Source organism: Enterococcus sp. DIV0806c (assembly GCF_051710905.1).
GTDB classification, from domain to species: domain Bacteria; phylum Bacillota; class Bacilli; order Lactobacillales; family Enterococcaceae; genus Enterococcus_B; species Enterococcus_B mundtii.
In genome coordinates, this window is record NZ_JBIOLO010000001.1 from 1,629,108 (window position 1) to 1,652,890 (window position 23,783).

General features: G+C 36.6%; 26 protein-coding genes and 1 riboswitch. Of the genes, 11 read left to right on the plus strand and 15 right to left on the minus strand.

Annotated elements, in window-relative coordinates; genetic code table 11:
- Positions 1-35: 35 nt before the first annotated feature.
- The 9 genes from menE to IGK77_RS07700 all read right to left on the minus strand — a co-directional run bounded on the left by menE (position 36) and on the right by IGK77_RS07700 (position 8,305).
- Complete coding sequence (menE, locus tag IGK77_RS07660) at positions 36-1,520, minus strand: o-succinylbenzoate--CoA ligase (protein ID WP_074799031.1); 1,485 nt, start codon at positions 1,518-1,520, stop codon at positions 36-38.
- Positions 1,495-2,310: a 1,4-dihydroxy-2-naphthoyl-CoA synthase gene (menB, locus tag IGK77_RS07665; protein WP_065095843.1), complete on the minus strand. Its 816-nt coding sequence runs from the start codon at positions 2,308-2,310 to the stop codon at positions 1,495-1,497. Before menB ends, menE begins: the two co-directional genes overlap by 26 nt.
- Before the next feature lie 1,150 nt (positions 2,311-3,460).
- Positions 3,461-3,877, minus strand: coding sequence for a hypothetical protein (locus IGK77_RS07670; RefSeq protein WP_074799037.1), 417 nt, complete (start codon positions 3,875-3,877; stop codon positions 3,461-3,463).
- Between the two features lie 259 nt (positions 3,878-4,136).
- Complete coding sequence (locus IGK77_RS07675) at positions 4,137-5,138, minus strand: N-acetylmuramoyl-L-alanine amidase (protein ID WP_074799039.1); 1,002 nt, start codon at positions 5,136-5,138, stop codon at positions 4,137-4,139.
- A gap of 122 nt (positions 5,139-5,260) precedes the next feature.
- A complete protein-coding gene (locus IGK77_RS07680; protein ID WP_254905414.1) occupies positions 5,261-6,160 on the minus strand; it encodes a peptidoglycan recognition protein family protein in 900 nt (299 codons plus the stop codon).
- A gap of 30 nt (positions 6,161-6,190) precedes the next feature.
- The gene (locus IGK77_RS07685; protein WP_074799041.1) at positions 6,191-6,463 is read right to left on the minus strand and encodes a holin; all 273 of its coding nucleotides are present in this window, start codon (positions 6,461-6,463) and stop codon (positions 6,191-6,193) included.
- A 1-nt stretch (position 6,464) separates the two neighbouring features.
- Positions 6,465-6,698: a hypothetical protein gene (locus IGK77_RS07690; RefSeq protein ID WP_086334693.1), complete on the minus strand. Its 234-nt coding sequence runs from the start codon at positions 6,696-6,698 to the stop codon at positions 6,465-6,467.
- 287 nt (positions 6,699-6,985) lie between these two features.
- Positions 6,986-7,399 carry an ArpU family phage packaging/lysis transcriptional regulator gene (locus tag IGK77_RS07695; RefSeq protein WP_161641760.1) on the minus strand — a complete coding sequence of 138 codons (414 nt, stop codon included), beginning with the start codon at positions 7,397-7,399 and terminating at the stop codon, positions 6,986-6,988.
- A gap of 645 nt (positions 7,400-8,044) precedes the next feature.
- Entirely contained in the window at positions 8,045-8,305 is a 261-nt protein-coding gene (locus IGK77_RS07700) for a helix-turn-helix domain-containing protein (RefSeq protein ID WP_074799047.1), read from the minus strand.
- A gap of 134 nt (positions 8,306-8,439) precedes the next feature.
- On the opposite strand from IGK77_RS07700, the gene IGK77_RS07705 reads away from it, so the two are divergent.
- The 7 genes from IGK77_RS07705 to bsh all read left to right on the plus strand — a co-directional run bounded on the left by IGK77_RS07705 (position 8,440) and on the right by bsh (position 12,983).
- A complete protein-coding gene (locus IGK77_RS07705) occupies positions 8,440-8,886 on the plus strand; it encodes a helix-turn-helix domain-containing protein (protein ID WP_074799049.1) in 447 nt (148 codons plus the stop codon).
- 98 nt (positions 8,887-8,984) lie between these two features.
- A complete protein-coding gene (locus IGK77_RS07710; protein WP_034688689.1) occupies positions 8,985-9,176 on the plus strand; it encodes a hypothetical protein in 192 nt (63 codons plus the stop codon).
- A gap of 203 nt (positions 9,177-9,379) precedes the next feature.
- Entirely contained in the window at positions 9,380-9,739 is a 360-nt protein-coding gene (locus IGK77_RS07715) for a PaaI family thioesterase (RefSeq protein ID WP_074799051.1), read from the plus strand.
- 234 nt (positions 9,740-9,973) lie between these two features.
- Complete coding sequence (locus IGK77_RS07720; RefSeq protein ID WP_071867088.1) at positions 9,974-10,822, plus strand: YitT family protein; 849 nt, start codon at positions 9,974-9,976, stop codon at positions 10,820-10,822.
- Positions 10,823-10,985: 163 nt separating this feature from the next.
- The gene (locus IGK77_RS07725; protein ID WP_074799053.1) at positions 10,986-11,396 is read left to right on the plus strand and encodes an organic hydroperoxide resistance protein; all 411 of its coding nucleotides are present in this window, start codon (positions 10,986-10,988) and stop codon (positions 11,394-11,396) included.
- Positions 11,397-11,451: 55 nt separating this feature from the next.
- Positions 11,452-11,892: a MarR family winged helix-turn-helix transcriptional regulator gene (locus IGK77_RS07730; protein ID WP_161641758.1), complete on the plus strand. Its 441-nt coding sequence runs from the start codon at positions 11,452-11,454 to the stop codon at positions 11,890-11,892.
- Positions 11,893-12,008: 116 nt separating this feature from the next.
- Entirely contained in the window at positions 12,009-12,983 is a 975-nt protein-coding gene (gene bsh, locus IGK77_RS07735; protein WP_438713131.1) for a choloylglycine hydrolase, read from the plus strand.
- A gap of 72 nt (positions 12,984-13,055) precedes the next feature.
- Here the strand turns inward: bsh and IGK77_RS07740 are convergent, their stop codons facing one another.
- Positions 13,056-14,660: an LPXTG cell wall anchor domain-containing protein gene (locus tag IGK77_RS07740; RefSeq protein ID WP_438713132.1), complete on the minus strand. Its 1,605-nt coding sequence runs from the start codon at positions 14,658-14,660 to the stop codon at positions 13,056-13,058.
- Positions 14,661-14,789: 129 nt separating this feature from the next.
- Between IGK77_RS07740 and IGK77_RS07745 the strand changes: the two genes are divergently transcribed.
- From IGK77_RS07745 to IGK77_RS07760, 4 genes are all read left to right on the plus strand, one after another.
- Positions 14,790-16,322: a helix-turn-helix domain-containing protein gene (locus IGK77_RS07745; RefSeq protein ID WP_074799059.1), complete on the plus strand. Its 1,533-nt coding sequence runs from the start codon at positions 14,790-14,792 to the stop codon at positions 16,320-16,322.
- Positions 16,323-16,458: 136 nt separating this feature from the next.
- Entirely contained in the window at positions 16,459-16,809 is a 351-nt protein-coding gene (locus tag IGK77_RS07750; RefSeq protein WP_071867413.1) for a DUF2200 domain-containing protein, read from the plus strand.
- 69 nt (positions 16,810-16,878) lie between these two features.
- Positions 16,879-17,406 (plus strand): DUF308 domain-containing protein, encoded by a 528-nt coding sequence (locus tag IGK77_RS07755; protein ID WP_074799062.1) that lies wholly within the window; start codon positions 16,879-16,881, stop codon positions 17,404-17,406.
- Positions 17,407-17,581: 175 nt separating this feature from the next.
- Positions 17,582-18,733 carry a cation:proton antiporter gene (locus IGK77_RS07760; protein WP_010735399.1) on the plus strand — a complete coding sequence of 384 codons (1,152 nt, stop codon included), beginning with the start codon at positions 17,582-17,584 and terminating at the stop codon, positions 18,731-18,733.
- 68 nt (positions 18,734-18,801) lie between these two features.
- Here IGK77_RS07760 and IGK77_RS07765 read toward each other — a convergent pair whose 3' ends face one another.
- The 5 genes from IGK77_RS07765 to IGK77_RS07785 all read right to left on the minus strand — a co-directional run bounded on the left by IGK77_RS07765 (position 18,802) and on the right by IGK77_RS07785 (position 23,677).
- Positions 18,802-19,086 (minus strand): hypothetical protein, encoded by a 285-nt coding sequence (locus tag IGK77_RS07765; RefSeq protein WP_074799064.1) that lies wholly within the window; start codon positions 19,084-19,086, stop codon positions 18,802-18,804.
- Between the two features lie 102 nt (positions 19,087-19,188).
- Positions 19,189-21,222 carry a penicillin-binding protein PBP4(5) gene (gene pbp4 / locus IGK77_RS07770; protein WP_074799066.1) on the minus strand — a complete coding sequence of 678 codons (2,034 nt, stop codon included), beginning with the start codon at positions 21,220-21,222 and terminating at the stop codon, positions 19,189-19,191.
- A 311-nt stretch (positions 21,223-21,533) separates the two neighbouring features.
- Positions 21,534-22,415 carry an LCP family protein gene (locus IGK77_RS07775; protein ID WP_071867417.1) on the minus strand — a complete coding sequence of 294 codons (882 nt, stop codon included), beginning with the start codon at positions 22,413-22,415 and terminating at the stop codon, positions 21,534-21,536.
- Positions 22,416-22,478: 63 nt separating this feature from the next.
- Complete coding sequence (locus tag IGK77_RS07780) at positions 22,479-22,634, minus strand: hypothetical protein (RefSeq protein WP_157811373.1); 156 nt, start codon at positions 22,632-22,634, stop codon at positions 22,479-22,481.
- Positions 22,635-22,734: 100 nt separating this feature from the next.
- A riboswitch (M-box (ykoK) riboswitch) is annotated at positions 22,735-22,901 on the minus strand.
- A 161-nt stretch (positions 22,902-23,062) separates the two neighbouring features.
- A complete protein-coding gene (locus IGK77_RS07785) occupies positions 23,063-23,677 on the minus strand; it encodes a flavin reductase family protein (RefSeq protein WP_074799068.1) in 615 nt (204 codons plus the stop codon).
- Positions 23,678-23,783: the final 106 nt, after the last annotated feature.

Below are 23,783 nucleotides of genomic sequence, written 5' to 3' on the forward strand. Positions count from 1 at the left end.
AAAGATGATTTCCCAAAAGCTGATCATCGATTGAGCTATCTAATTTGATATTCAATGTAATTCACTCTTTCTTCTGTCATTAAAAGACGTTTGATTGGTTTTCCAGTCGCAGTTTTTGGAATTTCAGAGACACAATAGATTTTAGTTGGATGCTTGTAACGTGCTAATGGCGCTAGTAGCTCAGTGATTTCTCTATCAGTAAGGGGTTCATCTAATCGCACATAAGCAACAGGTGTTTGCCCCCATGTTACATCCCAAGTGCCTACGACAGCGACCTCTGCAATTTTATTACAAGCTATAAGTACACGCTCGATTTCAACTGGGAAAATATTCTCTCCCCCCGAAATAATACGTTCACTCATGCGACTGACAATATAAAGATAATCCTCTTCATCAAGATACCCCCAATCGCCAGTGTGGAACCAGCCATCCTCTGTCCAAGAATGCGGGTTGACGCGATTCAAGTAATGGTTGATGATCGATGGTCCCTTTACTAAAATCTCTCCCATTTGGTCTGACTTCGTATCTTTTTGGATACGGATCGATACCCCAGACAAAGCTTTACCAGAAGAACCGTTTTTGGCTTCGAATGACTCCGGAGAAAGGGCGACGATCTGTGAACAAGTTTCTGTCATGCCATAAGAAAGCATCACAGGCACCTGTTTTTCCATACATGCTTGCATGACTCGTCCTTCTCCCGGCCCTCCCCCTAATAATACTTTTTTGAATGAGGGAGCATAACCACTTTCTGGAATCAATGGTTCAAGGTCTTTCAACATTTTGCTGACCAACGAAATATAGTTGCCACTTCCATTTGCTAAAAGTTGATGGACTTGTTGTGGAGAGAATCCCCGCAACAGAATCACTTGGATGCCTAAAGCAAGTGAGCGTAATAAAATAGATAAGCCACTAATGTGATAGATTGGCACACAGCAGATCCAGCTATCTGAACGATCTACTTCTAAACTTAGCGCAGTCGCTTGGCTACTCGCATAGTGATTGGCAAATGTTTGCGGTACGCCCTTCGGTTTACCTGTCGTTCCAGACGTATACATGATTGACGCGATTGACGCTTCTTGATAACCTTCATCAAACCAATCCTTCGGCTGTAGAACGTGTAATTCCGAAGGATCGGGAAATGAATACCAAGTGATTTGTTCGTTGACCGCTAATTTTTTGGCGGAAATAAGAATAAATGTCCCTGCATCTGCCATCTGTTCACTGATCTCATTCGTTGTCAAGCGTGTATTGACAAACTGGATTTCTTTTCCTAATTCCCATAATGCTAAGATCGATAAATAGCCATCTAGATCATTTTCACAATACAAGGCAACTCGTTCACTCGCTTTGGGTAATATTCGATGATAATACTCTGCAAAACTCTGAACGTGGGAAGTCAGTTCGCGAAAAGACAAACATTGATCGTTCCACTGACAAGCTGGTGCATCTGGATGAAGCATTGTTTGTTTTTGCAACCAGCTATTAGGTTGAGGTTTAAGGGAACTTAGGGAATTGGTCAAAATCAGGTTCTCTTTTTTCTTTAAATGCGTCGCGCCCTTCTTGTGCTTCATCCATGGTGTAATATAAAAGCGTCGCATCTCCGGCCAATTGTTGGATACCTGCTAAGCCATCTGTATCTGCGTTCATTGCCGCTTTGATCATTCGTAGAGCTAGCGGGCTTTTCTTCAACATCTCTTCTGCCCACTCAATCGTCACGTCTTCCACTTGTTCGATTGGTACGACCGTATTGATCCAATTCATTGCCAATGCTTCTTCAGCACTATATTGCTTCGTCATGAACCAAACCTCTTTCGCTTTTTTATGTCCTACGACCCGAGCTAAGTAACCTGAGCCATATCCACCATCGAAGCTACCAACGTTAGGCCCTGTTTGACCAAATTTCGCATTTTCCGCTGCGATTGTGATATCACACACAAGTTGTAAGACATTGCCCCCACCGATCGACCAACCTTTGACCATCGCGATCACTGGTTTAGGAATAACTCGGATCAACCGTTGCAAGTCTAATACATTCAAACGTGGAATTTGGTCTTCACCAACATACCCACCATTTCCTCGAACTTTCTGATCACCACCTGAACAGAATGCTTTGTCACCAGCTCCTGTCAAAATGATAACACCGATATCTTGACGATCACGACTGATTGTAAAAGCTTCAATCATCTCAAAGACTGTTTTTGGTGTAAAAGCATTATGGACCTCTGGGCGATTGATTGTTATCTTAGCAATCTTCCCATATTGTTCAAATAGGATCTCATCGTATTCCTTGATTGTTTTCCATTCTCTCATTTCTATCTCCTCCTAAAATTCATTAAATTTATTATACACAAGTTTTAAGCATTTAATGATAATTTCTTTATAAATTACTGTACAAAGAATATTGAATGAGTTAAGCGCAAGAAAAGCTTTATAATCTAACTTTCAAATAAATGATGTTAGATTTTTTCAGTGAATTTATTGTTTCTATTTTTCATTGTAATTGATTACTTCAAATATATTCTCTTATTAGTCCGTGGGTATATTCATAATCTACCATATACCTAATACGTAATTTTTTTGCTTTTACCATCCATACTCATAATAAAACAATTGCTACGCAAGCAAATGAATATTTTTTAACCTCTATTTCGCTTACTATTTTAGTCGCTTTTTCTTAGAAAGAAATGCTTTCACGGCCAGTACAGCTTTTTATATAAATAATGAAGAGGTCAAGACAGAAGTGTTTAGCCTCGAAAAATAGCTATCCCCGAAAATTGTTCTTCAAATTTTTGTTGTTAGCGCCTTTTTTCGAAGAGGTTAATTCTGTTCTCGCCGTTTATTCGGTTTGAGGTGGTATGAGAGGGCTAATGTCCCCCCTCTCCAAAGAATTTAATAGACAATAGGCTAAACCGGTTATTTTGACAGAGTTTTTCTAATGAACGAGAGGAGACACCGGTTGCTTCAAAAACAATTTCAGGTGTTTCTGTAAGTGCGGTGATTTATTAAAGTAACTGGCGGAACCCTTCTTGATTGTGGAAGTCTTTTCCTTCTGAAAGACAGTGTTGATTATGGTAAAGTACTTTGTAACTTTCACCTTTAGATACGTCAAAGCAAAAATAAAGGACATGGGACTTCTCCTATATTATTTGATTGAACGTTCTCCACTCATTCATTCCGTTTCGCCTTTTCTTTACACGGACTCAAAGTCCCAACATACTTAAAACAGATTCTAGAATGACAGTGAGGGGGCTCTTTTTTGATTCGGACTCGAGGTCCATGAGAGTATGTTCGAGCTTCCTTTCACTCTCACTATACTCGTCTAAGAGAAATAGTTGGTAAGATATTCCGTCGAAATATCTTACCAACTAATCTTAGTATGTTTTTAGTAGTTATAGTGTCATCACATGGTATCTGAACAAAATTGTATAAAACTTTCTTTGTCAATATTACCTCAACAGATTTATTTGGTTAAAGTATAAGTGATTTTATTAATAGTGATATTTTTAATGGTTGTTGGCCATCCGTTGCTATTCCATTTCTCGGTATTTGCTTGTTTTTCGATTTGTTCTGCACCTTTTTTATAAAACTTTGTTTGATTTTTATTGTACCAAGGATCATTATGAGGATTTGGACTTAATTGGTATCTATGTTTACCCGGATTAATTTCATATCCTCTGTTTTTTCCACCAAAGGATGCCTCCATCCATTTATATTCTTTGCCTTCTACTCTTATCGTACCAGCAATCTTGTATGGTTCAGTAAACATCGCTTCATTCTGACTAATTTGACTTTGAGCTTCAATAGTTTGATTCGTCCAATATACACAAGCACTTAAACAACCGAATAAACCTAGTAAAACAAATAAAAATTTCTTCATGATACTCACTCCTTACTTTTTAGGCCCACTTTAAAATTACTAATGTTATGTGATTTAAATGTGAAGATTTGCTTGCTTTTTATTTAGAATACGCTTACATTTTCGTCACATTAAAGATTATGTATCGATGTAGTAGTTTCACAGTCAAATCTTTCGAAAACAAGTAAAAAAACGAAAATTTGAAAATAAATTTTCGTTTTTTTACTTGTTTCTGTTAGTTTTCGACTTTTCTCAAAACTGTGCGTAATTATGATATCAATTAGATTTCAATGCCAGTAACCCAGTATGAAGTAACGATACCGTTAGCAGTTGAACCAATCGCCAACCAAGTATAACCTTCACTGATTGACTGTCTTACAAAGGCATGGCCATTCTTTTGTACGAGTATTTTGTCATATTCGAACGTTTCCCCCAGATCCACGCGGCGTAGGATTGGCAGACTAGTTGGATTGGTTACATTGTCACTTGAAGGTCCTCGTAAGTTGATCCCTCCTGAAATAGCGACAGTCACTTCACCTTTTCGTTCAATCCATTCATTATCAGATGATGCTTCTGCTACTAATGAACCTGAAACCCAGCCGTTATCATCAACTTCATACCAGTGTCTGATACCATTCACTAACTCCCCGTTGATCGTCACTCGTGCAGAATGGAAGACTTGACTTCTAGTTAATTGACGTAAAATTGCTGATCGTGTGTTTGGCTCTTGGCGTACATTTAAAACATCTGCTGCTACGACCATTTCTTTATTCCAATCATGCATGATATAGTCTGGTTCTGGAACGTTGCCATCACCACCATTAAGGATATCTCTGACAGCATCCATATTGGTCCCTGGACAAATATTTGACGCATGTCCACTGAACTCATTATGTCCTAAGACATTTTCAACGGATAAACCAAATCGTTCCATTGCGGCTTTCGCACGCTGATTGAAGGCTTCTTCTTGGGCTTCCGTAAATGAACCATTCCCTACTAAGCAGATGTGATAGGTTGGTGTATTGTGTCCACCAACACCATTAGTTACATCCTCATCAAAGTAGCACCATTGCACAGTTCCATCACGCAAGATAATCTCATGATAGCCGCCAGTTCCCCAGCCTAGTTCGCCATTCCAATATTGTTGAAAGATAAAAACATCTCCTGTTTCAGTTGCTGAATGGTGGCGTGCAATGTTTTTGACCACTGAAACATCTCGTTTCGCATTTGTTGGCCCTAAAATCCGTGAATCTCCTCGTAAATCCTCAATTTTGATTGTCATAATAATCTTCCTTCCTCTGATTTTATTATTTTACAAAATCATTTTCTCATTAAATTTTGATATTTTATTTATTGTTGTATTGTTTTTGTTTGATTATAATATGAACAATGAAACAAACTTTATTATCGTTTAGGAATGGTCAAAGTATATTCTGGAAAAGAAATATCAACTGTTTGTCCACTGATCACATTTCCATTTGGTTCATTTGTCCGTCTTAACATAGGAAATACTTTTTTTCCTGCATGTTTTTGAATGTCAAGTGTGCCGTCCAAACCGAACCGTAGACCAGTTGGTAAGCCGTAAGCAACATTTACATCGTTTCGTATAATGCCAGCTGACCGGCAACGACCAACTTCTACAGATGGATTATCGACATCTATCCAAAAAACATAGCCTAGATCTAAAAAGGCTGCTCCATTTTGGGGTATTAACCATCCTGCTATCCGAAACGTACCTAAAGATAGCTCATTGAATATTTCTAATTTTCCTCGATAGTTTCCGACTGCCTTGGGTGGACTAGCTAAAATGATTTCATCATGTGTCAAGTCCTCAGCAGCACTTAAGCGATCACGAATCATCATCATGTTAATACCTGGACAGATAGTTGAAGAGTGTCCAATGAACTCATTGTGCCCCATAACATCCTTCACTGATAGGTCAAAACGTTGCATCGCCGCTTTTGCTCGCGTGTCAAATGCTTTTTCTTGTTCTTTAGTGAACGAGCCAGTTCCCACAAGACAAATATGGTAGGTTGGTGTGTTATGTCCCCCCACACCATTCGTTATATCTTCATCAAAGTAACACCATTGTACTGTGCCATCTCTTAGGATAATCTCATGATAGCCGCCAGTTCCCCACCCCAATGTGTTCTTCCAATAGTTTTGAAACGCCCAAACATCTCCTGTGGTTGTTGCCGAATGATGACGCGCAATTTTAGTTATTTCTGATGCCTTTCTTTTGGTATTGGTCGGTCCTAAAATACGTTCATCTCCTCGTAGATCCTCCAGTTTTATCTTCCTCACCTCCTTTACTGGTAAAAGAAACTTGGACGATCAATTGCTTTTATTAGACTCCTGTAACTTCATTACCTGATCTCCTAGATCAAATAATCCGCCTGCGGCCAAACCAGCAATCGCTCCTGCCCATAAATAAAGAATGAGATCCTGTGGAACGAATGAGAAGGAATACAGCCCACTAAGCAAAATTCCAGTAATCACGTTGCTGATAGGCAAAAGTTTACTGCGTCCTATTAGTCCTTTCATCAGTTCTGTCACACCGACGACCAGTGGCGTGATAATACTTGAAATCGTTAAGATTTCGGTCAACTTACTTCACCTCCTTTCCAATTTGTTTGAAAATAGATTTGATTTGTTCTTCAATAATTGATAGACGATTGCCATACTCGATTTGGCTTTTTTCTACTCGAACAATAGTATTTTCTAATTTCCCCAATGTATGATCGAGCTTTGTAAACATTGCATAGAATTTTGCTACGCCTACAATCAACGTTCCACCAAGTGTTATGACAGCCATCCATTCACCAATTGATACTTCCACCATTCTCTACCTCCGTTATATTTGACGTTTTCATTTCTGTGACACTTTTTTTATCTTTCATCATTTGATTCTTCTTTCGTTTCATATAGTGACTTAAGTTGATTGCTCTATTTTCATTATTCCGCTATATGTGCTATGTTTATCTTGAAAATGTAGATACACCTATCTATCACCTGTTATTACATAGAAAAGCAAATACTCGTTATTTTCTGCCATTTCCTAAGCTTACATTCATACTAGCATCAAAGAATAGAGGGGAACCGCCAATCATCTGCCAAAAAAACGCCAAATTATTTATACGCAATCAGTTTTCCACTCTTATATGCTTCAGCAAATTCAATCAATGCTTCTGCTTTTTTTCTCTGAATCGTTCTTTCGGAATAACCAATTTCAAGACTAATCTTATAATTCGAAAAACTTTCAGGAACAAAGTAAGAATAATAAAGGATCATTCGATTCGTTAGACTCAAAACCATCAAAGCATTTATGATTGCATTCCTTTCTGCTTCAATCGCTATCATTTGCATAGATGCCCTTTCTGAAGATTGATCAGAAAGAGTTGCTTTTAAGCTATTGATTCTACGAGGAGATTCAATGTCGACTGTGACACGTCCTACCATCCTATCAAGTTTACGAAAATTTTTTAAGACTTCTCTCACATTGCATCTTGTTTGTTTCACATCTATTCTTTTGGGGTACATCACAAAAATTCACTCCTTTAAAAAATCATCTTTTAGATTTACTGATATAAAGTATTTGGCTTCTACTAGTCAAACCGCAAACTAAATTGCACAGAGTTTTCATTTTATTTCTTTTCCAACCCATATAAAAATAGTCATTTCCTAAGGTATGAATTATTTTTTTGTCATTATACTCAAACAAATGATTGTTCGAATTACCCAATCATTAAATCTTCATAACCAATATCATTGGATACACAATATATTTCTATTTCTTTTCGTGTGTATTTAGTATGATTGACCTGTTTAACCGGCTTTTTTGAGATTACGTAATCCATACCACATATTTACTCCTCTTTTCCAAAGTAGTTTTTCCTTCAATTACCTCATTAATGCTTCTATTCCTTCAGAATCTGGTTGGATAAACCGAAGATTTGTACGTCCGAGTTTTTTCTTCTTTTTTTTTCAAGACCGACAGTCCAACGACATTCTTACTCACTCCTTAATAAAAATTAAATGTGTCTGCTTATGTTAGTACCTATTACAAGGACGCTAAAACGTTGAAAGACCATCGTTTGGTTTGAAAAATTTTATTCGTCACATAAATTAATAGGTCATATGCTGTTCATCAATTTTAAGTGGTTATCTTGATGTTTATCACCTGAATCACTAAAGATTATTTTGGTTTAATCCACGCGAAATATAACTTAAAGTTGATTTGTTACCAAAAAATATATAGTCATCGGAAATACCATAAATTTCCGAAAATTTCTTTGCTAAAGAAATCGGTACATCAGTGGCATCATCCTCGTACTCAGCAAGCTGTTCCTTAGTAAGATTTAGACCATAACTATTTTGCAGAATGTCAATTACTTCAGTCTGATCCAAATCTGAATTTACTCTTGCTGCTTTCAAAGATATTTGCAACATATAAAACACCTCCTATTATATATTTTAATATAACTTAAAGTTATAGTAAATAATTTTATATAACTATGTATAACTTAATGTTGATTTAGACCAGTTTCTGGTATATTATTGGAGTAAGAATTCGGAGGATTATTATGGATAAAAATATTATTGGACAGAAGATTAGTGAACTAAGGCATAAACAACAAATGACGCAAGAAGAATTAGCAATAAAAGTCGGCGTTAGCAAGCAAACTATTTCTAATTGGGAAACTGGATTAAAAACACCCCGTATGGGTGCTATTCAAAAAATTGCTGAGTTATTTCATGTGACAAAAGGTTATATTATTGAAGGTGAGGAAGAAAATTCTCGTCGTCTACTCTCTATTTTTGAAAAACTAGATAGCGAAAGACAAAAGTCAGTCATCTCTTTTGCAGGAAAAAAATTAGAAGAACAACAGTTAGAAACAAAGCTTGATAACGAAGAACTTCTCAAAGAAATTGATGAATTCGTAGAGGAATATGGATTCGAGGCCTTTGAAAATTTACATAAAGTAATTACCAGTAAAAGGCAAAAAGAACAAAATAAGAATATCAGCTAAACCCCTATCCCCCTTTTTTAAACGAACGGTTACAATTTTAGAATAATAATAATATAATTGTTATATAACCGTATATATAGGGGGTGTTTTTTTCCTGATTGCCTAAAAAAAATGATTTTTCAAAAGAAATAGTTGATTTTGAAAAAAGACTTCATCATAAAAAGGCAGGAGTAGAAAAAGAAAAAGCTTTGGTTAAAGGGATAATTGGTGGCTATACGCCTAATGAAATTAAAGAAATCCGTGAATTAATGAAAAAACTAAAAAAAGCAGACCATTATTTGTTTTTATGAACTTTAGCATTTTTTCTGGTAAAAGATTTAGAACGAGTATCTCATTCAAACTAAATGATTACATTTTAACAGACAGTCCTTCCATTCATTAGTAAAAGTATTTTTAATTTAATCCCTAGTAGTTCGCAAACAGTTTTTTAATGATAAAAATAGAGTTTAATTTCGACAGTAGCGATAAAGAATAAGAAATAAGGAGTAACAGGATGAATTTATTAGATCATCTAGGGATTGAAACGTGTATTGTTTCACCTAAAGAAGTCCAATTGACTTTAGCAATTGACGAAAAGCATCATCAACCTTATGGCTATTTGCATGGAGGAATCAATGCTGTATTGATCGAAACGGCTTGTAGCATTGGGGCTAACGAATATTTACAAGCCCCCCACTTTGCTGTAGGGATCGATCTGCAAGTCCAACATTTAAATAAAGCCTCTACAGGTACCTTGAAAGTGGTCGCACATCCTGAGAAAGTCGGGAAAACTATTCACTTTTGGCAGGCAACGGTTTATTTAGATAATGATTTGAAAATCGCCACTGGCCAATGCACTTTGCTGGTCAATTAACTCTTATAAGGAAAATTAAAAAAAGATTGAACCAGCTCTAAAAATCTCATTCTTTGTTCCATTTCATATTTGTTTTTATATAATGGTATGCACCATTTCGACCTATTATAACTTTTAACTATTCTTTATAAATTTAGGTTTATCTAACTTTCTTTTTCAACTTTGTTAACTTTTATACAAAATTAATGTATAATGAGAATAGTTGGAAATAAATGTATAGTAGGAAGTGGATAAATGAAACACGGTAGAAATATAATTTGGACATACATTAAAATAGTGTTTGCTTTAACTATTTTAGCTATCAGTATCAACATGTTTTTAGGTCCGCATCATATTGCAGCTGGTGGCGTAAGTGGACTTGGTATTTTACTTGAGTCAGCTTTAGGTTTGAACCGAGCAACAGTTATACTGGTTTTGAATATCATCATGTTGATCTTGGCCTTGATTTTTTTAGGCAAGAAACCTTTCTTTAAAGTATTATTTGGTAGTTTAGTCTTCCCAGCGATCATTGAGATCGTCCCAGAGTATATGATCACGCCTGATCGTCTCTTATCAGTCATTTTCGGTAGTGCGATCTTTGCTTTAGGTGTAGCTATCTTATACAAAAATAATTCATCTAGTGGCGGTACCACGATCCCTCCCCTTATCTTCAAAAAATACTTCAATTTAAGTACTTCCATTGGACTTTTATTGACCGATGCTGTCGTTGTTTCGTTAACCTTATTTGTTTTTGGATTTGATGAATTTCTCTATGCGATTCTGTCGATCGTAATTACATCCATCGTGATGAATTACATTGAAACAGGAACAAATCGTCAAAAATCGATCATGGTGCTAAGCGAGAATCATCTTTTAGAAATCCACACACGTTTAAGTCAGGAGATTGGACGAGGGTTCACGATCCTAGAAGCTAGAGGCGGTTATAGTAATCTATCAAAAGAAGTGTTATTGATGGTCGTAACTGACCAAGAATTTTCTAAAGTCAAACCGATAATTGAAGAAATCGATCCGAATGCTTTTGTCATCGTCAATAGTGTAGCAGAAGTCATGGGTAGTGGATTTACGTACCATCCGATCGAATGATGTCCCAATTAAAATGAACAGACCTATTCCTATAAAAAAGTCTACTCTTGGTTTTTATTCATAAATCAGGAGTAGACTTTTTTTCAAAACAAGTTAGTTGCTCTACCTAAATAAATTGTGTACAATTTAATTGTATCAAATATAAAAAGAGGAGTGATTTTTAATGAAAAAAATGTATTCAACAAAAATGATCAATACTGGCGGACGTTCTGGTGAAGTACACAGTCCAGATCACTCATTCGAGCTTAACATTGCAGCTCCAGGTAAACGTGTAGAAGATGCAACAAATCCGGAACAATTGTTTGCCGCTGGCTTTAGTGCATGTTTCAATAGCGCACTAGACTTGATCAAAACACAAAAAAATATTGACGGTGCATCAACAATCAGCGCTCAAGTGTCTCTATATGCAGAAAGTGAAATGAGTTTTGTGTTAGGCGTTGAGATCGAAGGTTCAGTTGAAGGTTTATCACTCGAAGAAACACAAGAATTACTAGAAGCTGCACATAAAGTTTGTCCTTATTCAAAAGCAACAGCTGGCAATATTGAAGTCACTTTGACAGCCGTAGAGAACTAGATTTTTTTAGGAAAAACAAGTATGCTATAAAGTAGCACATTAGGAGGTGGTCTATTTGGAGGAGTTATTACTAAAAAATCAATTATGCTTTCCTTTATATGCCACCTCTAAAGAAATTACTCGTTACTATACGCCCTTGTTGAAGCCACTGGATCTTACTTATACGCAGTATCTTGTTTTACTTGTTTTATGGGAGAGAAAACAAATCACCATGAAGGAATTAGGCCAGATCTTGTGTTTAGATTCAGGAACTTTGACTCCTGTAATAAAGAAATTAACTGGTAAGCAGTATATCACTCGTAAAAGAGATGATACAGATGAACGAGTATCTATCCTCTCTCTAACTGAACAAGGATTTTTATTGCAAGACCAAGCAAAAGACATTCCAGAAAAAATCCTTGATTTTTTACCTTTAGATGAAGAAGAATTATCTATGTTGCTTCATTTGACGAAAAAAATGCTTAAAAATTTTAATAAAGAACAAGACGCTCGGTAATTCAATTACCGAGTTTTTTTCGCTTAAATTTACAACGTATAAGAAACGGAAATCATTTTATTAGTAATTTTCCCTTAATCGTCTTAATATATAATTAAAAAAAGGAGGTTATTATAATGTGTACATCTATTACTTACACAACTAACGATCATTATTTTGGACGTAATTTGGATTTAGAGATTTCTTATAATGAACAGGTGACGATCACTCCAAGAAATTATCCTTTTGTTTATCGGAAAGCCCCAAAACAAGAGTCTCACTATGCGATCATCGGTATGGCAGCAGTTGTAGATAACTACCCTCTCTATTATGATGCAACAAATGAAAAAGGTTTGAGTATGGCTGGTTTGAATTTCCCTGGAAATGCCCATTTTTTTGACGAAGATGCCGAAAAGACCAATATCACACCTTTTGAATTTATTCCTTGGATATTGAGTCAATGTAAAAATGTGGAAGAAGCTCGTACGTTATTAGCGGATATCAATTTAGTCAACATCAATTTAAGTGAAGAACTACCGTTATCTCCTCTTCATTGGATATTAGCCGATCAAGAAACATCGATTGTTATTGAATCAGTTGCCGAAGGATTAAAAATTTATGATAATCCAATCGGTGTACTAACAAATAATCCAACCTTCGACTATCAATTATTTAATTTGAACAACTATCGGTCAGTCTCACCGACTACCCTTAAAAACCATTTCTCCGATGAACTTGATTTATCGGTCTATTCTCGCGGGATGGGCGGATTAGGTTTACCTGGAGATTTATCATCTGCTTCGCGTTTTGTCAAAGTTGCCTTTACAAAATTAAATTCTGACAAAGCAACGACAGAACAGGAAAGCGTTAGTCAATTCTTCCATATCCTAAAATCGGTCGAACAACAAAAAGGCCTATGTGATGTTGGAAATGGTAAATTTGAGTATACGATCTATTCTTCTTGTTGCAATGTGGATAAAGGAATCTATTACTATACTACCTACACAAATAGCCAAATCAATGCAGTCGATATGACGAAAGAAGATTTAGAAAGTACAGAATTACTCACCTATCCATTGATTGAAGAAGAACAAATCCACTATGTTAACTGATTATTAACCATATTCTACGCAAACACGCCTTGAAACAGAATGTTTCAAGGCGTGTTTTATCTATTACAATCATTAGTTGATTTTTCTAAAAGTAACCATGCTCATTCCTGTGATCAGTAGACCAAACATCCATGTAAAGAAGCGATTATGCTCGCCCGTTTTAGGTAATTGATTCGTTGCTTCATCTGTCGATGTTGCAGAGTGTTTATCATTAGCTACTTGATTTGAAGAGTGAGCTATTTTTGTCATTGGTAGAATTTCATTCGCATTTTCAGACAATTTTTTATTTAGCAGTACATCTGTCGTATCAATAGATGGAATTGATTGTTTTCGAATTTGAAACAATGGTTTTACTTGTTCAGGTATTGTGATCGTTGGATTGCTGCCTTCAGGGTGGATTTGTGGTTTAATCACTTCTTCACCACCATGTCCACCATTTCCATCTTCCTCGTTATCTCCTTCATAGTTTCCATTGTTCCCCTCTGGTTTATCCGGTTTTGCATCTGGATTCTCATCTGGTTTATCCGGTTTTGCATCTGGATTCTCATCTGGATTATCTGGTGTTACATCGGGATTTCCATCCGGATTATCTGGCGTCACATCTGGGTTCTCGTCCGGATTATCCGGTGTCTCATCGGGATTCTCATCTGGATCATCTGGTGTTACATCGGGATTTCCATCCGGATTATCTGGCGTCACATCTGGGTTCTCGTCCGGATTATCCGGTGTCTCATCGGGATTTTCATCTGGATTATCTGGTGTCACATCAGGGTTCTCATCTGGGTTATCCGGTGTCACATCAGGGTTCTCGTCCGGATTATCCGGTGTCTCATTGGGATTTTCATCTGGATTATCTGGTGTCACATCGGGATTTTCATTTGGATTATCCGGTGTCTCGTCTGGGTTCTCGTCCGGATTATCTGGTGTCACATCAGGGTTCTCATCTGGATTATCCGGTGTCACGTCTGGATTTTCGTCTGGATTATCTGGTGTCACATCAGGGTTCTCATCTGGATTATCCGGTGTTACGTCTGGATTTTCATCTGGATTATCCGGTTTAGGATTAGGATCTGGATTAGGATCTGGATTAGGATCTGGATTAGGATCTGGATTAGGATCTGGATTAGGATTTGGATTAGGATCTGGATTAGGATCTGGATTAGGATCTGGCTCAGTCACGCCCCCTGTTCCTCCAGCTTTTTGTTCAACGGTTTGACGTTGACTATATGGTGTCAAATGATGACTGTCCTCAGGTTGACCATCTGCTACTTTTACGGTAAACAAAGCAGGTCTATTGATTGGTTGTGTCAGTGTAATATTAAACGTAAAAGTTGCTAGTTTGTTGTGGAATACAAGTGAAGCTGGATCGTGTTCGATCTTCAAGGCTGGATCAACGTTTTCAAATCGGACAACAGACTGTAAAATCGGTTGGATATCCCCTGAATAAGTCACCAGTGCCTTCACCGTGATCGTCTCTCCTAGTTTAAGTCTCATAATACCAGAGTTTGCTGAAACATGTTCTTCTAAAAATTTGATTTGATTCACATTTGCCCAGACGGAATGAGAAGCTAGTTGAGCAACATCATTGCTAGGTTGTTCATCTGTCTGTGCAGCTTCGACTGGTACAGAAACACTACTCAGTAAAACTGAAGCAAAGAGAAGACTTAAATATTTCATGAGAATTCCTCCTATTTAATATCATTATCATGTTAAACATAAGATAATATAGATTGATACGGAAGATTTACTGTTTTTTTGTTGAAAATAAAGAAATTTTCAGTAAAATTTTCAACCGGAGGAATTTCAATGCAAACACAAGAAGCAATCAAAAAGTTTTTATTAAAGAAGAAAAATGTAACAAAGCTTGAGATTTTTCTTTTTTTAACAGAGCATCAGTTCTTTATCACCACGCACTATCTAGCGGACCATTTTAAGATGTCTGATTCAAATTTTCTTTTATATCTTCATGAAATCGAACAGGACTTCCATGCTTTGGGCATAAATAATCTTGAAGTAGTGAAAAACAAAAAGTTTGTCAAAATTTCTTTGAACGATGCTGACGTTGCGAAGTGTTATTATGAATTATTTGGTAAATATTGTTTTGAATCAACTAATTTTCAAATCATCGCTGCCTTACTTCGACAAAAAGTCAACTCAATGGTCACGATCAGCCAAATGACAAATTACAGTCCTTCATATCTCTATTCTAAAATGAAAGCAATCAACCAATTTTTAGCTTTATATGGAATCTCCTTCAAGTTTTCAAGTAAAGGAAAAAAAATAATCACTGGTAGTGAAGTTCAAATCCAATATTGTTTTCTAGATGTTTATTGGACTATTTTTGCTAATACGTCCCTTCCCTATCACAAGGAAGAGCCAAAAAAAATCGATTACACACTCCATGTCTTCTTCAAGAAAGAGTTATTGGATGGGATGAATGGTGGCGTCTTGGATAAGTTGTATCTTCTCTTAAAACTTTGCCAGGACAATTTTCCTATGACTTCTTTAGAAAATGTTCAAAAAGAATTAAGTCAGTTTAAGTATATTGATCTTTTGATTGAACCTGATGTGGATATTTTAAATCCTGATTTACCGATTTGTCGGGAACAAAGAATCATACTCAATTTATTAGCACGCCTAACGATTTCTCAATTGGATAGTGAAGAGCAAAGTTTGACGCACTATCAAAGACTGTTAGCGATCGATTTTCCTTATTTGATTTATTCCAAGAAATTAGTTGAAGCATTCAGTCAGCGTTTCGCTTTAGAGCTACCTGAAAAACAAAAAAAGTTATATGCACTGTCCTTTACGATCAATAAACTTCACAATACCTTTTTGGATAGCGAACAGCCAAATACGCCTTTACCGACTTTCTTACTTTATAAAGATCAGAAAAACTATGAACACTTAAAAACAGGCGTAGCTGAATTTTATGAGAATTTCCGGCAAGAAAATTGGCATTACTTACCAGATTTTCTAGAAAAAGAAAATATTTCATGGGTAATCGAAGAATTACTCCATTTCTACGACCGTTTCAAAAAGCAACCACCGATCATCATCGGTGTGAATCATACGAAAGACTTTTATATCAGTAAAGATTTAATTGTTAAAATCGAACAAATTTTTTCAAAAGAGGCAATCGTCATCCAACGTTACTATATGGAACAATGCGATATCGTCATTAGTGATTGCCCGCTAAACCAGCTACCTGAGAGTATCAAAAAGATTTATTTGTTAAACGGCATCGTTCGTCCAGATGATTGGAAAAAGATGATTGCTCAGTTAGCTACCTTTATTTTTGAGATCAAACAAGAACGTGACTACGCTGATTTTGATTGATCTTCACAGATACAATTAGTATCATGTAGCATTCTTACTATCTATCCCCTTGTTCACTGAACTTTCATGAGACTTGACACTATAGCTATTCTTTTTGAACAGTTCATTATATAATAATGAAAAAAGGAGCTTCTTTATGACTGAACATCGAATTTTTACTATGCCTTTTTCTTCTGTCTATCCTCTTTATCTAAAAAAAGCAGAACGAAAAAATCGTACAAAAGAGGAAGTTAACCAAATCATTTATTGGTTGACCGGCTATGAACAAACTAAATTAGAAGAACAGATCAAACTGGAAAAGGACTTCAAAACTTTCTTTGCTGAGGCACCGAGATTGAATCCTGACCGAAAATTGATCACTGGCGTCATTTGTGGTGTTAGAGTAGAAAATATTGAAGAGCCATTGATGCAAGAAATTCGTTATTTGGATAAGTTGATCGATGAGTTAGCCAAAGGAAAGAAAATGGAAAAAATCCTTAGAAAATAATGGGATTACTAGTTATTAGTTGGTTTATACATCAATAACCGTTAAAATAAAAAAAAGGAGGTTATAATAATGTATGAACTTATTCGAAGTAATTTTCAAAGACATGCTATTTTACGAGCAGCTATTTATATCATTGCTGGTATCGCCATAGTCATCAACCCAACTGCCGTATTTAATTTTGTCGGCTATCTTATCACAGCTTATTTTGTTTTATTAGGACTGATCAATTTATTTGAAGCCTATAAAAACAAGCAAAAAACAGGTGTTTGGGGATTTGGACTTTTCAGTGCAATTGCTTTTCTGATTTTCGGACTGATCGTGTTCTTATTTGCTTCAGCAATCGTTTCGATCTTGCCAATTCTTTTAGGCTTGATGATTTTAGCAAATGGCGCATTTCAATTGTTCATCAGTTTGAATACAAAATCAAAAGGATGGTCATTATACAGCGTGATTTTACTGATTGGCGGATTGATTTTACTATTTAATCCATTCCAAAGCTTAATGGTGCTTTTCCAAATCTTTGGCGGTATCTTGATCTTTATGGGGATTTCTGAAATCATCAACTACTTTAAAGTAAGAAATATGTATGTTAATTGATTAGTTATTTAAATTCGAGGTTGGGCTTAATTGCCTGGCCTTTTTTGTTGTACGTTTTCATAAATCCACACAATGGACGATACTACATAAATAACGTTATTTATGTTATCCTGTTTAGGAGGTCATTTGACACGAATAAAATAAATTCTTTTTTGAGAAAGGAAGGATGAAAAGAATGGAATTTATAGGTATTCTCTGTTTGATCTTGCTAGCGACAACCATTGGCTCTCACCTTTCAAGGAGGTTTGGTGTACCTGCGGTGATCGGTCAACTACTCGTTGGCGTCTTGCTTGGTGGTGCCGGCCTGGGATGGGTGCATCCTAATATTCTCGTCCACGATTTTTCAGAAATTGGTGTCATTTTATTGATGTTTTTAGCTGGACTGGAAAGCGATCTTTCTCTTTTGAAAAAATACTTTCGTCCAGGAATGTTCGTTGCTTTATTAGGGATCATACTCCCCGTATTATTTGGTTGGTTGACAGGTGAAATTTTCCAAGTGACTAGGAATGAAGCTATCTTCTTTGGAATCATCCTCGCAGCAACTTCTGTAAGTATCTCTGTTGAGGTATTGAAAGAACTTCATGTAGTCAATACAAAAGAAGGTTCGACTATCTTAGGCGCTTCAGTAGTTGATGACATTCTTGTCGTATTGGTGTTAAGTTTCAGCTTATCATTTTTGACGGGAGAATCTGGCAGCAGTCTCCCTTTACCGCTTCTTTTATTGGAGCAAGTGATTTACTTTATTTTTATATTTTTATTAGTCAAATGGATTGCCCCATTTTTGATGTCACTAGCTGGAAAAATCTATGCTAACTCTGCAATCATCATTGTTTCATTGGTTTTATGTCTAGGTATGTCCTACATTGCTGATTTGATTGGACTAAGTTCAGTCATTGGTGCATTTTTTGCAGGGATCGCGGTAAGTCAAACATCGGTCAAAGAAGAAGTGTATCATAATGTCGAGGCATTAGGTTATGCCGTATTTATCCCAGTCTTTTTTGTCAGTGTTGGACTAGAAGTCGATTTCTCTAACTTTGGAGAACAATTGATTTTTATCTTGATCCTAACAACTGTTGCAGTCTTGACTAAACTTGGTGGTGGTTATCTAGGTGCAAAAGTAGCCGGCTTTTCAACGAATAGTGCCTTTATGGTAGGAGCTGGTATGATCTCACGTGGTGAAATGGCGCTGATCATCTTGCAAATTGGACAACAAAGTCAATTGATTGAAGCAAAATATTATTCTCCACTTGTGATCGTGATCTTATTAAGTACCTTGATCTCTCCATTGATTCTTAAATATTTTACAAGAAAAGTGTATCATGGGTGATTCGTTCTCAGATAAATAGAGCCTTTCTACTAGATTTCTCGAATCTAATAGAAAGGCTCTATTTTTGATCAAATAATATGCTCTTTGCTCTCGTTCCATAACTCTTCTGGCGAGTAATAATCATTTTCATTCAGAACAAGAGTGCCATCTGGTTGAATTTCAATAGTCGATCCTACCCAGGTTGTTTGTGAAGCCAATAAACTATTCTTTCTTTTGCCATTTTTCATCGAAAAAGCTTTTGCATGTTCTTTTGCTAAATGTGATTTTAAATATCTCGTTTCCCCATTATCAAATTTAATCTTCAACATGCTTGCTGCCATTTCCGCTTTCACTGCTTTTGGAACATCAGTCATCTTATCTCCTCCTCTTGTTATTTACACTCGTTTATATAGACTAGTGTATCACTGCAAGAGAGAAAAAACTAATTATTTTGTATCCGATTTCAACCTCTGTATTTATTGGTAAGTTTGATTCAAATACTGCAATAAAGCAGGCGCTCGATTAGTAGCAGAATCGCCTTCTTCTCTGTTTTCTAACATGCTGATCACTAAGTAGCCATTTGTTTCAGGATTGATCGCATACAGGAAACTGTTTTCTTGTCCTTTTTCATCCTGCTTTTCTTTGATTTCAGCTGTTCCTGTTTTTGCGGCAAGCGGAATGCCTAGAGCAGCTAAAGAGTGTGCAGTTCCATTAGGGTCTTGGACGACATCGATTAGATCTGGCAAAATCGTTTGGACACTCGATTCTCTGATTACATTTTTCTTATCTTTTGTTTCCTGATCCATGACTAATCGTGGATAAACTAAACTGCCATTATTTGCAAAAACACTATACATCGCAGCTTGTTGGATCGGGTTGATCAACAATTGTCCCTGACCATAGCCAGTATCTGCCAACAGAATCTCCGAATTGAATGAGTCTTCATTTGAGATTTGCGCAGGATCCATTTGGATCGGTAAATCTAGCTCTTCACCGAAAATGAATTGATTTAGTCCTTTTCTAAAGGCTTCTTCCCCCATTTTCAATGTTTCTTGTGCCATATAGATATTATCAGAATAAACTAAAGCATTTTTCAAGTTGACTTGTGGTACATCACTGACACGTGTCACTTGGTAAGAACCCCAAGAGCTATCTTTTTGCCACTTCAATCCATTGATCGTTAAGACTTCATCTGGATTCAATGTCCCATTATCTAAGCCGATGGCTGCGGTGATCATTTTAAATGTTGAACCCGGAGCATAACCTGTTGCAAAACGGCTAATAAACGGACGATTGGGATCTTCTTCATAAGCTTTGTAATCGTCCTGTGAAATACCATTCGTCATTTTATTTGGATCATAGCTAGGTGAACTGACAAGTGCCAACAAATCTCCAGTTTTAGGGGCTGTCGCCACAGTAGAACCTGGTTTTCCATCTAGACTGTCGAATGCCGTTTTTTGCGCATTGGCATCGATCGTCAACTGGATATCCTGACCATTTTTCACTTCATGTTGAAGCAAGACAGCTTTTTCATTTCCTTCTTCATCTGTGACACTTAATTTCCCACCGTTCGTTCCTCTTAATTCTTTGTCATAAGCCATCTCTAAGCCCGAACGCCCGATTTTTCCTGTGCTACTCAACTCAGGATTTTTTTCAATATCTTCTGCGGTGATATCTCCTACGTAACCAATCAATTGGGCAGCGGCTTCCCCTAACGGATAATAACGACCGTCAACTTCTTGGATCGTTGCTCCACTTGGAAGTTCTGGTGTTTCCCCTTCAATGATCTTTAAAGGAACAAAGTAATCGGGTTGGACCCAAGCTTGAGAAATCGCCTGTTCAATACTGTCTTCAGTCAAATCGAAGGCTTCAGCGATTGCTTTGATATTTGTTGTTTTTTCCTCACCCTCACCTAATTTTGCAGGTACGACACCTAATTGTTTTAATTTTCCGGTCGTGGCTAAGGGCTGTTTATTGCGGTCCAAGATTTCACCACGAGCCGCTATGTCTGTGCTTAAGCTGACTTTATCTTGCCCTTCCATTTGCGGAAAAATCAAATTAGGTTGCCAATTGATTTTGGTTTGATCTCCTTCTTGCGACAAGGTTCCTTCGTATGCTAAGTCTTTCAATTCACCTAGCGTCGTATTCATTTTAGCTTTATACGTAAATTCATACGTATCATTCTCTTTTTTCGTCACGGATAAATCTGAGAGTTTGATCCCTCTGATTTCTGCTGCACCATAAATATTTTGATATTTCTCTAAAATATCTTGTTCAGTAAGATCACTACCGTTTTCTACTTGAAGTGATTTCACCGCTTCTTCATAATTTTCCTGGTTCAGAGAGTCGATAAATCCTTCAATCGTTTTTTCTCCAGCTTTTACCGCTTGTTGTTCCTGGACGTGTTGATAATAAAAGAAGCCACCACCAGCTGCTGCAAGCAAGACGACGATTCCCGCTCCAATATAGATGCCAGTCGATTTTTTCTTTTGTCTGTCACTCCTCTTCATGTTTTGAATACCTCTCTTTATTAAAAGTATGAATCAAAGATATTCTAACACATGGAAGGGGAAATAGAATAGCAGCCCAAATGATTCTTAATCAGTACTGTTCTTATATTAACTTTATTTTAATCAAAAATAGTGAGTGTGACATTTGCCCTCTCGCATTTGCAAAAATCGAATAAACGGTGGGGACAGATGTAACTTCATAGGAAATAAGGCACCATCCATAAAAATTTGAGGAACAATTTTCGTGGATGGTGCCTTATTTATTGAGGCTAAACACTTATGCCTCGATCTCTATCAATATAGTCATTTAGTTATTTATCTAAAAACTCGTGTATCGCTTGTTGATTTTTAGTTAAGTCGATTTCCAAGACACTACCAGCTGGTGTATTATCATTGAAGTCCCAACTTTTATCAACGGGCACGGATAGTGTATCGATTTTCTTCTCGTCATTTAGGAAATCTAACCCACAATCTAACAGAACACTTTCCGGTAGATTTGTTTGGATACTACCTAAAAGTTTACCAATCGCCTTAGGTAATTTGATGATCGATGTGACATCTTTCAATTGACTGGCTACCGCTTCAACAACTTGTTGTTGTCTACGGATACGTCCAAAATCACCTTCTTCATCTTCACGAAAACGAGCATATTGTAGCAAGGTATTTCCGTCCATCGTTTGCTTTCCTTTTTTGATAGCTACCCCATCTAAATCTAAATCTTTTTCTGCATCGATCGTTACGCCATCTGGAAATAATTCATCGATACAATCAATAAAATCTTGAAACGTAATACTTGCATAATAAGGGGTCTCCAACTTGAAATTTTCTTGTAAGGTTTGGTTCAATAAGTCGATACCACCATAAGAATAGGCAGCGTTGATCTTATTCATTCCATAACCAGGAATAGAGACGTAAGAATCTCTCATGATAGAAATCAATTTGGCTTGTTTGGTCTTTTGATCATATTGGGCGACCATCAAAGAATCTGAACGGCCATTTTCTTCTTTTGATCGTGCATCAGAACCTATCAATGCCACATTGATGATCGATGGGACATCTTGTGCATTGACTTTCTCAACTGTTGCAGATTGTTTCACTGATGAGAACCCTTGAATAAATTCAAAAGAAAAAAAGCCAATGACCATTGCAAGTACTAACAAGATACTTAATACGATTTTTTGAAATGGTTTCATTCAGTTGACCCTTCCTTTCAAACTCTTCTACTTGAAACGAGTAGCTTTGTCTATTATGATGAGTCAAGTAAAGAGTTTATTCTCTTTCATGTCTTTAGGTCGATTGAGCTGCAACTCGTCGACCTTTTTTGTTTGTCTATCTGGTTTATTTCGTGCAGCATTCTTTGTAGTGATATGAATACCTCTGTTGATAAAATCAAATAGCTTGTTCCAGCGCATCCCCTTTCTTCTCCAGACACAAGTTAGGCAAGGCGAGCAAAAAAGGGAAGGAAAGCATAAGAAAAGGTCAGAAACCTTTTCGAACAAGATTTCTGACCTAGCATCATCTCATCGTCCGAGTTTTAGCACTATACAACGTAAAGAACGTATTCTTAGCTATTGGAAAAAGCCTTAATCCGACAATTCCTGTTTGACCCATTGGCGTCTTTCGACGTTTCTGGGCAATAGCCTATGTTTGTATAGGAGCCTCACCTAACAAGGTTAGTACTTATTTGATTTTCACAAAATTTATCATATTCCTCTTCGCATCGATAATCAATAAAATAAAGAATAAAATAACTAAATTAAACTTTATTTAATAAATATGAGAATATCATTTGATCTATAAATATTTTTTCGTTAGAAAAAACTGCGTTATCGACGTACATTTATTCCGGACGTAACAAGCGAATGATCTCACCTAACTTGCCGTAGTCGTTTCCTGCTAAGCGGCTGATTGGTTGTAACTGTTTCGGATCAATATAGCCTGTTTGTTCATCATAAACAGCTTCACTTATTTGATAAGTAGAAATTTGCAGTAAAAATAAATCAGCGGTCGTTTCTTGTTTTTTTTTGATCGGCACGTGTTGGTATAGTGTCGTTTCAAAGGCAATACTTGCTTCATTGATCCTTGGGACGCTGATAGTATCTGATTCGGAAGTAGTGAAAGAAGTCAACGTCAATTCACTTTCTTCGCTCGATAAGCTAGCAGCTGTCTGATTAGCATCTATCAGAATTCTTTCGTCTAGAACATGGATCACTGCTTCTTTTGTATCGATAAGATGTTTTGCCGTATCTTTCCACTCCCCATTTTTTCTTTGGATAGCTAAAGAAAGAATCGGTGGATTTGAACTAACAATATTGAAGTAACTAAATGGTGCAACATTGGTCACTCCTTGTAAAGATCTTGTTGCAACCACTGCCACCGGACGAGGGATAACTGAACCGATCAATAGTTTATAATTTTCTCTTTCTGTTAAGTCTGAAGGTACTCGTTTGAACATTTCTTTTCCTACTTTCTGGTTGAATGACCATTTCTGATGATAATCATGGTATCGAACAATCTAAAGCATTGTCAACTAAACGTTCTTACTACTATCTTTTTTGATA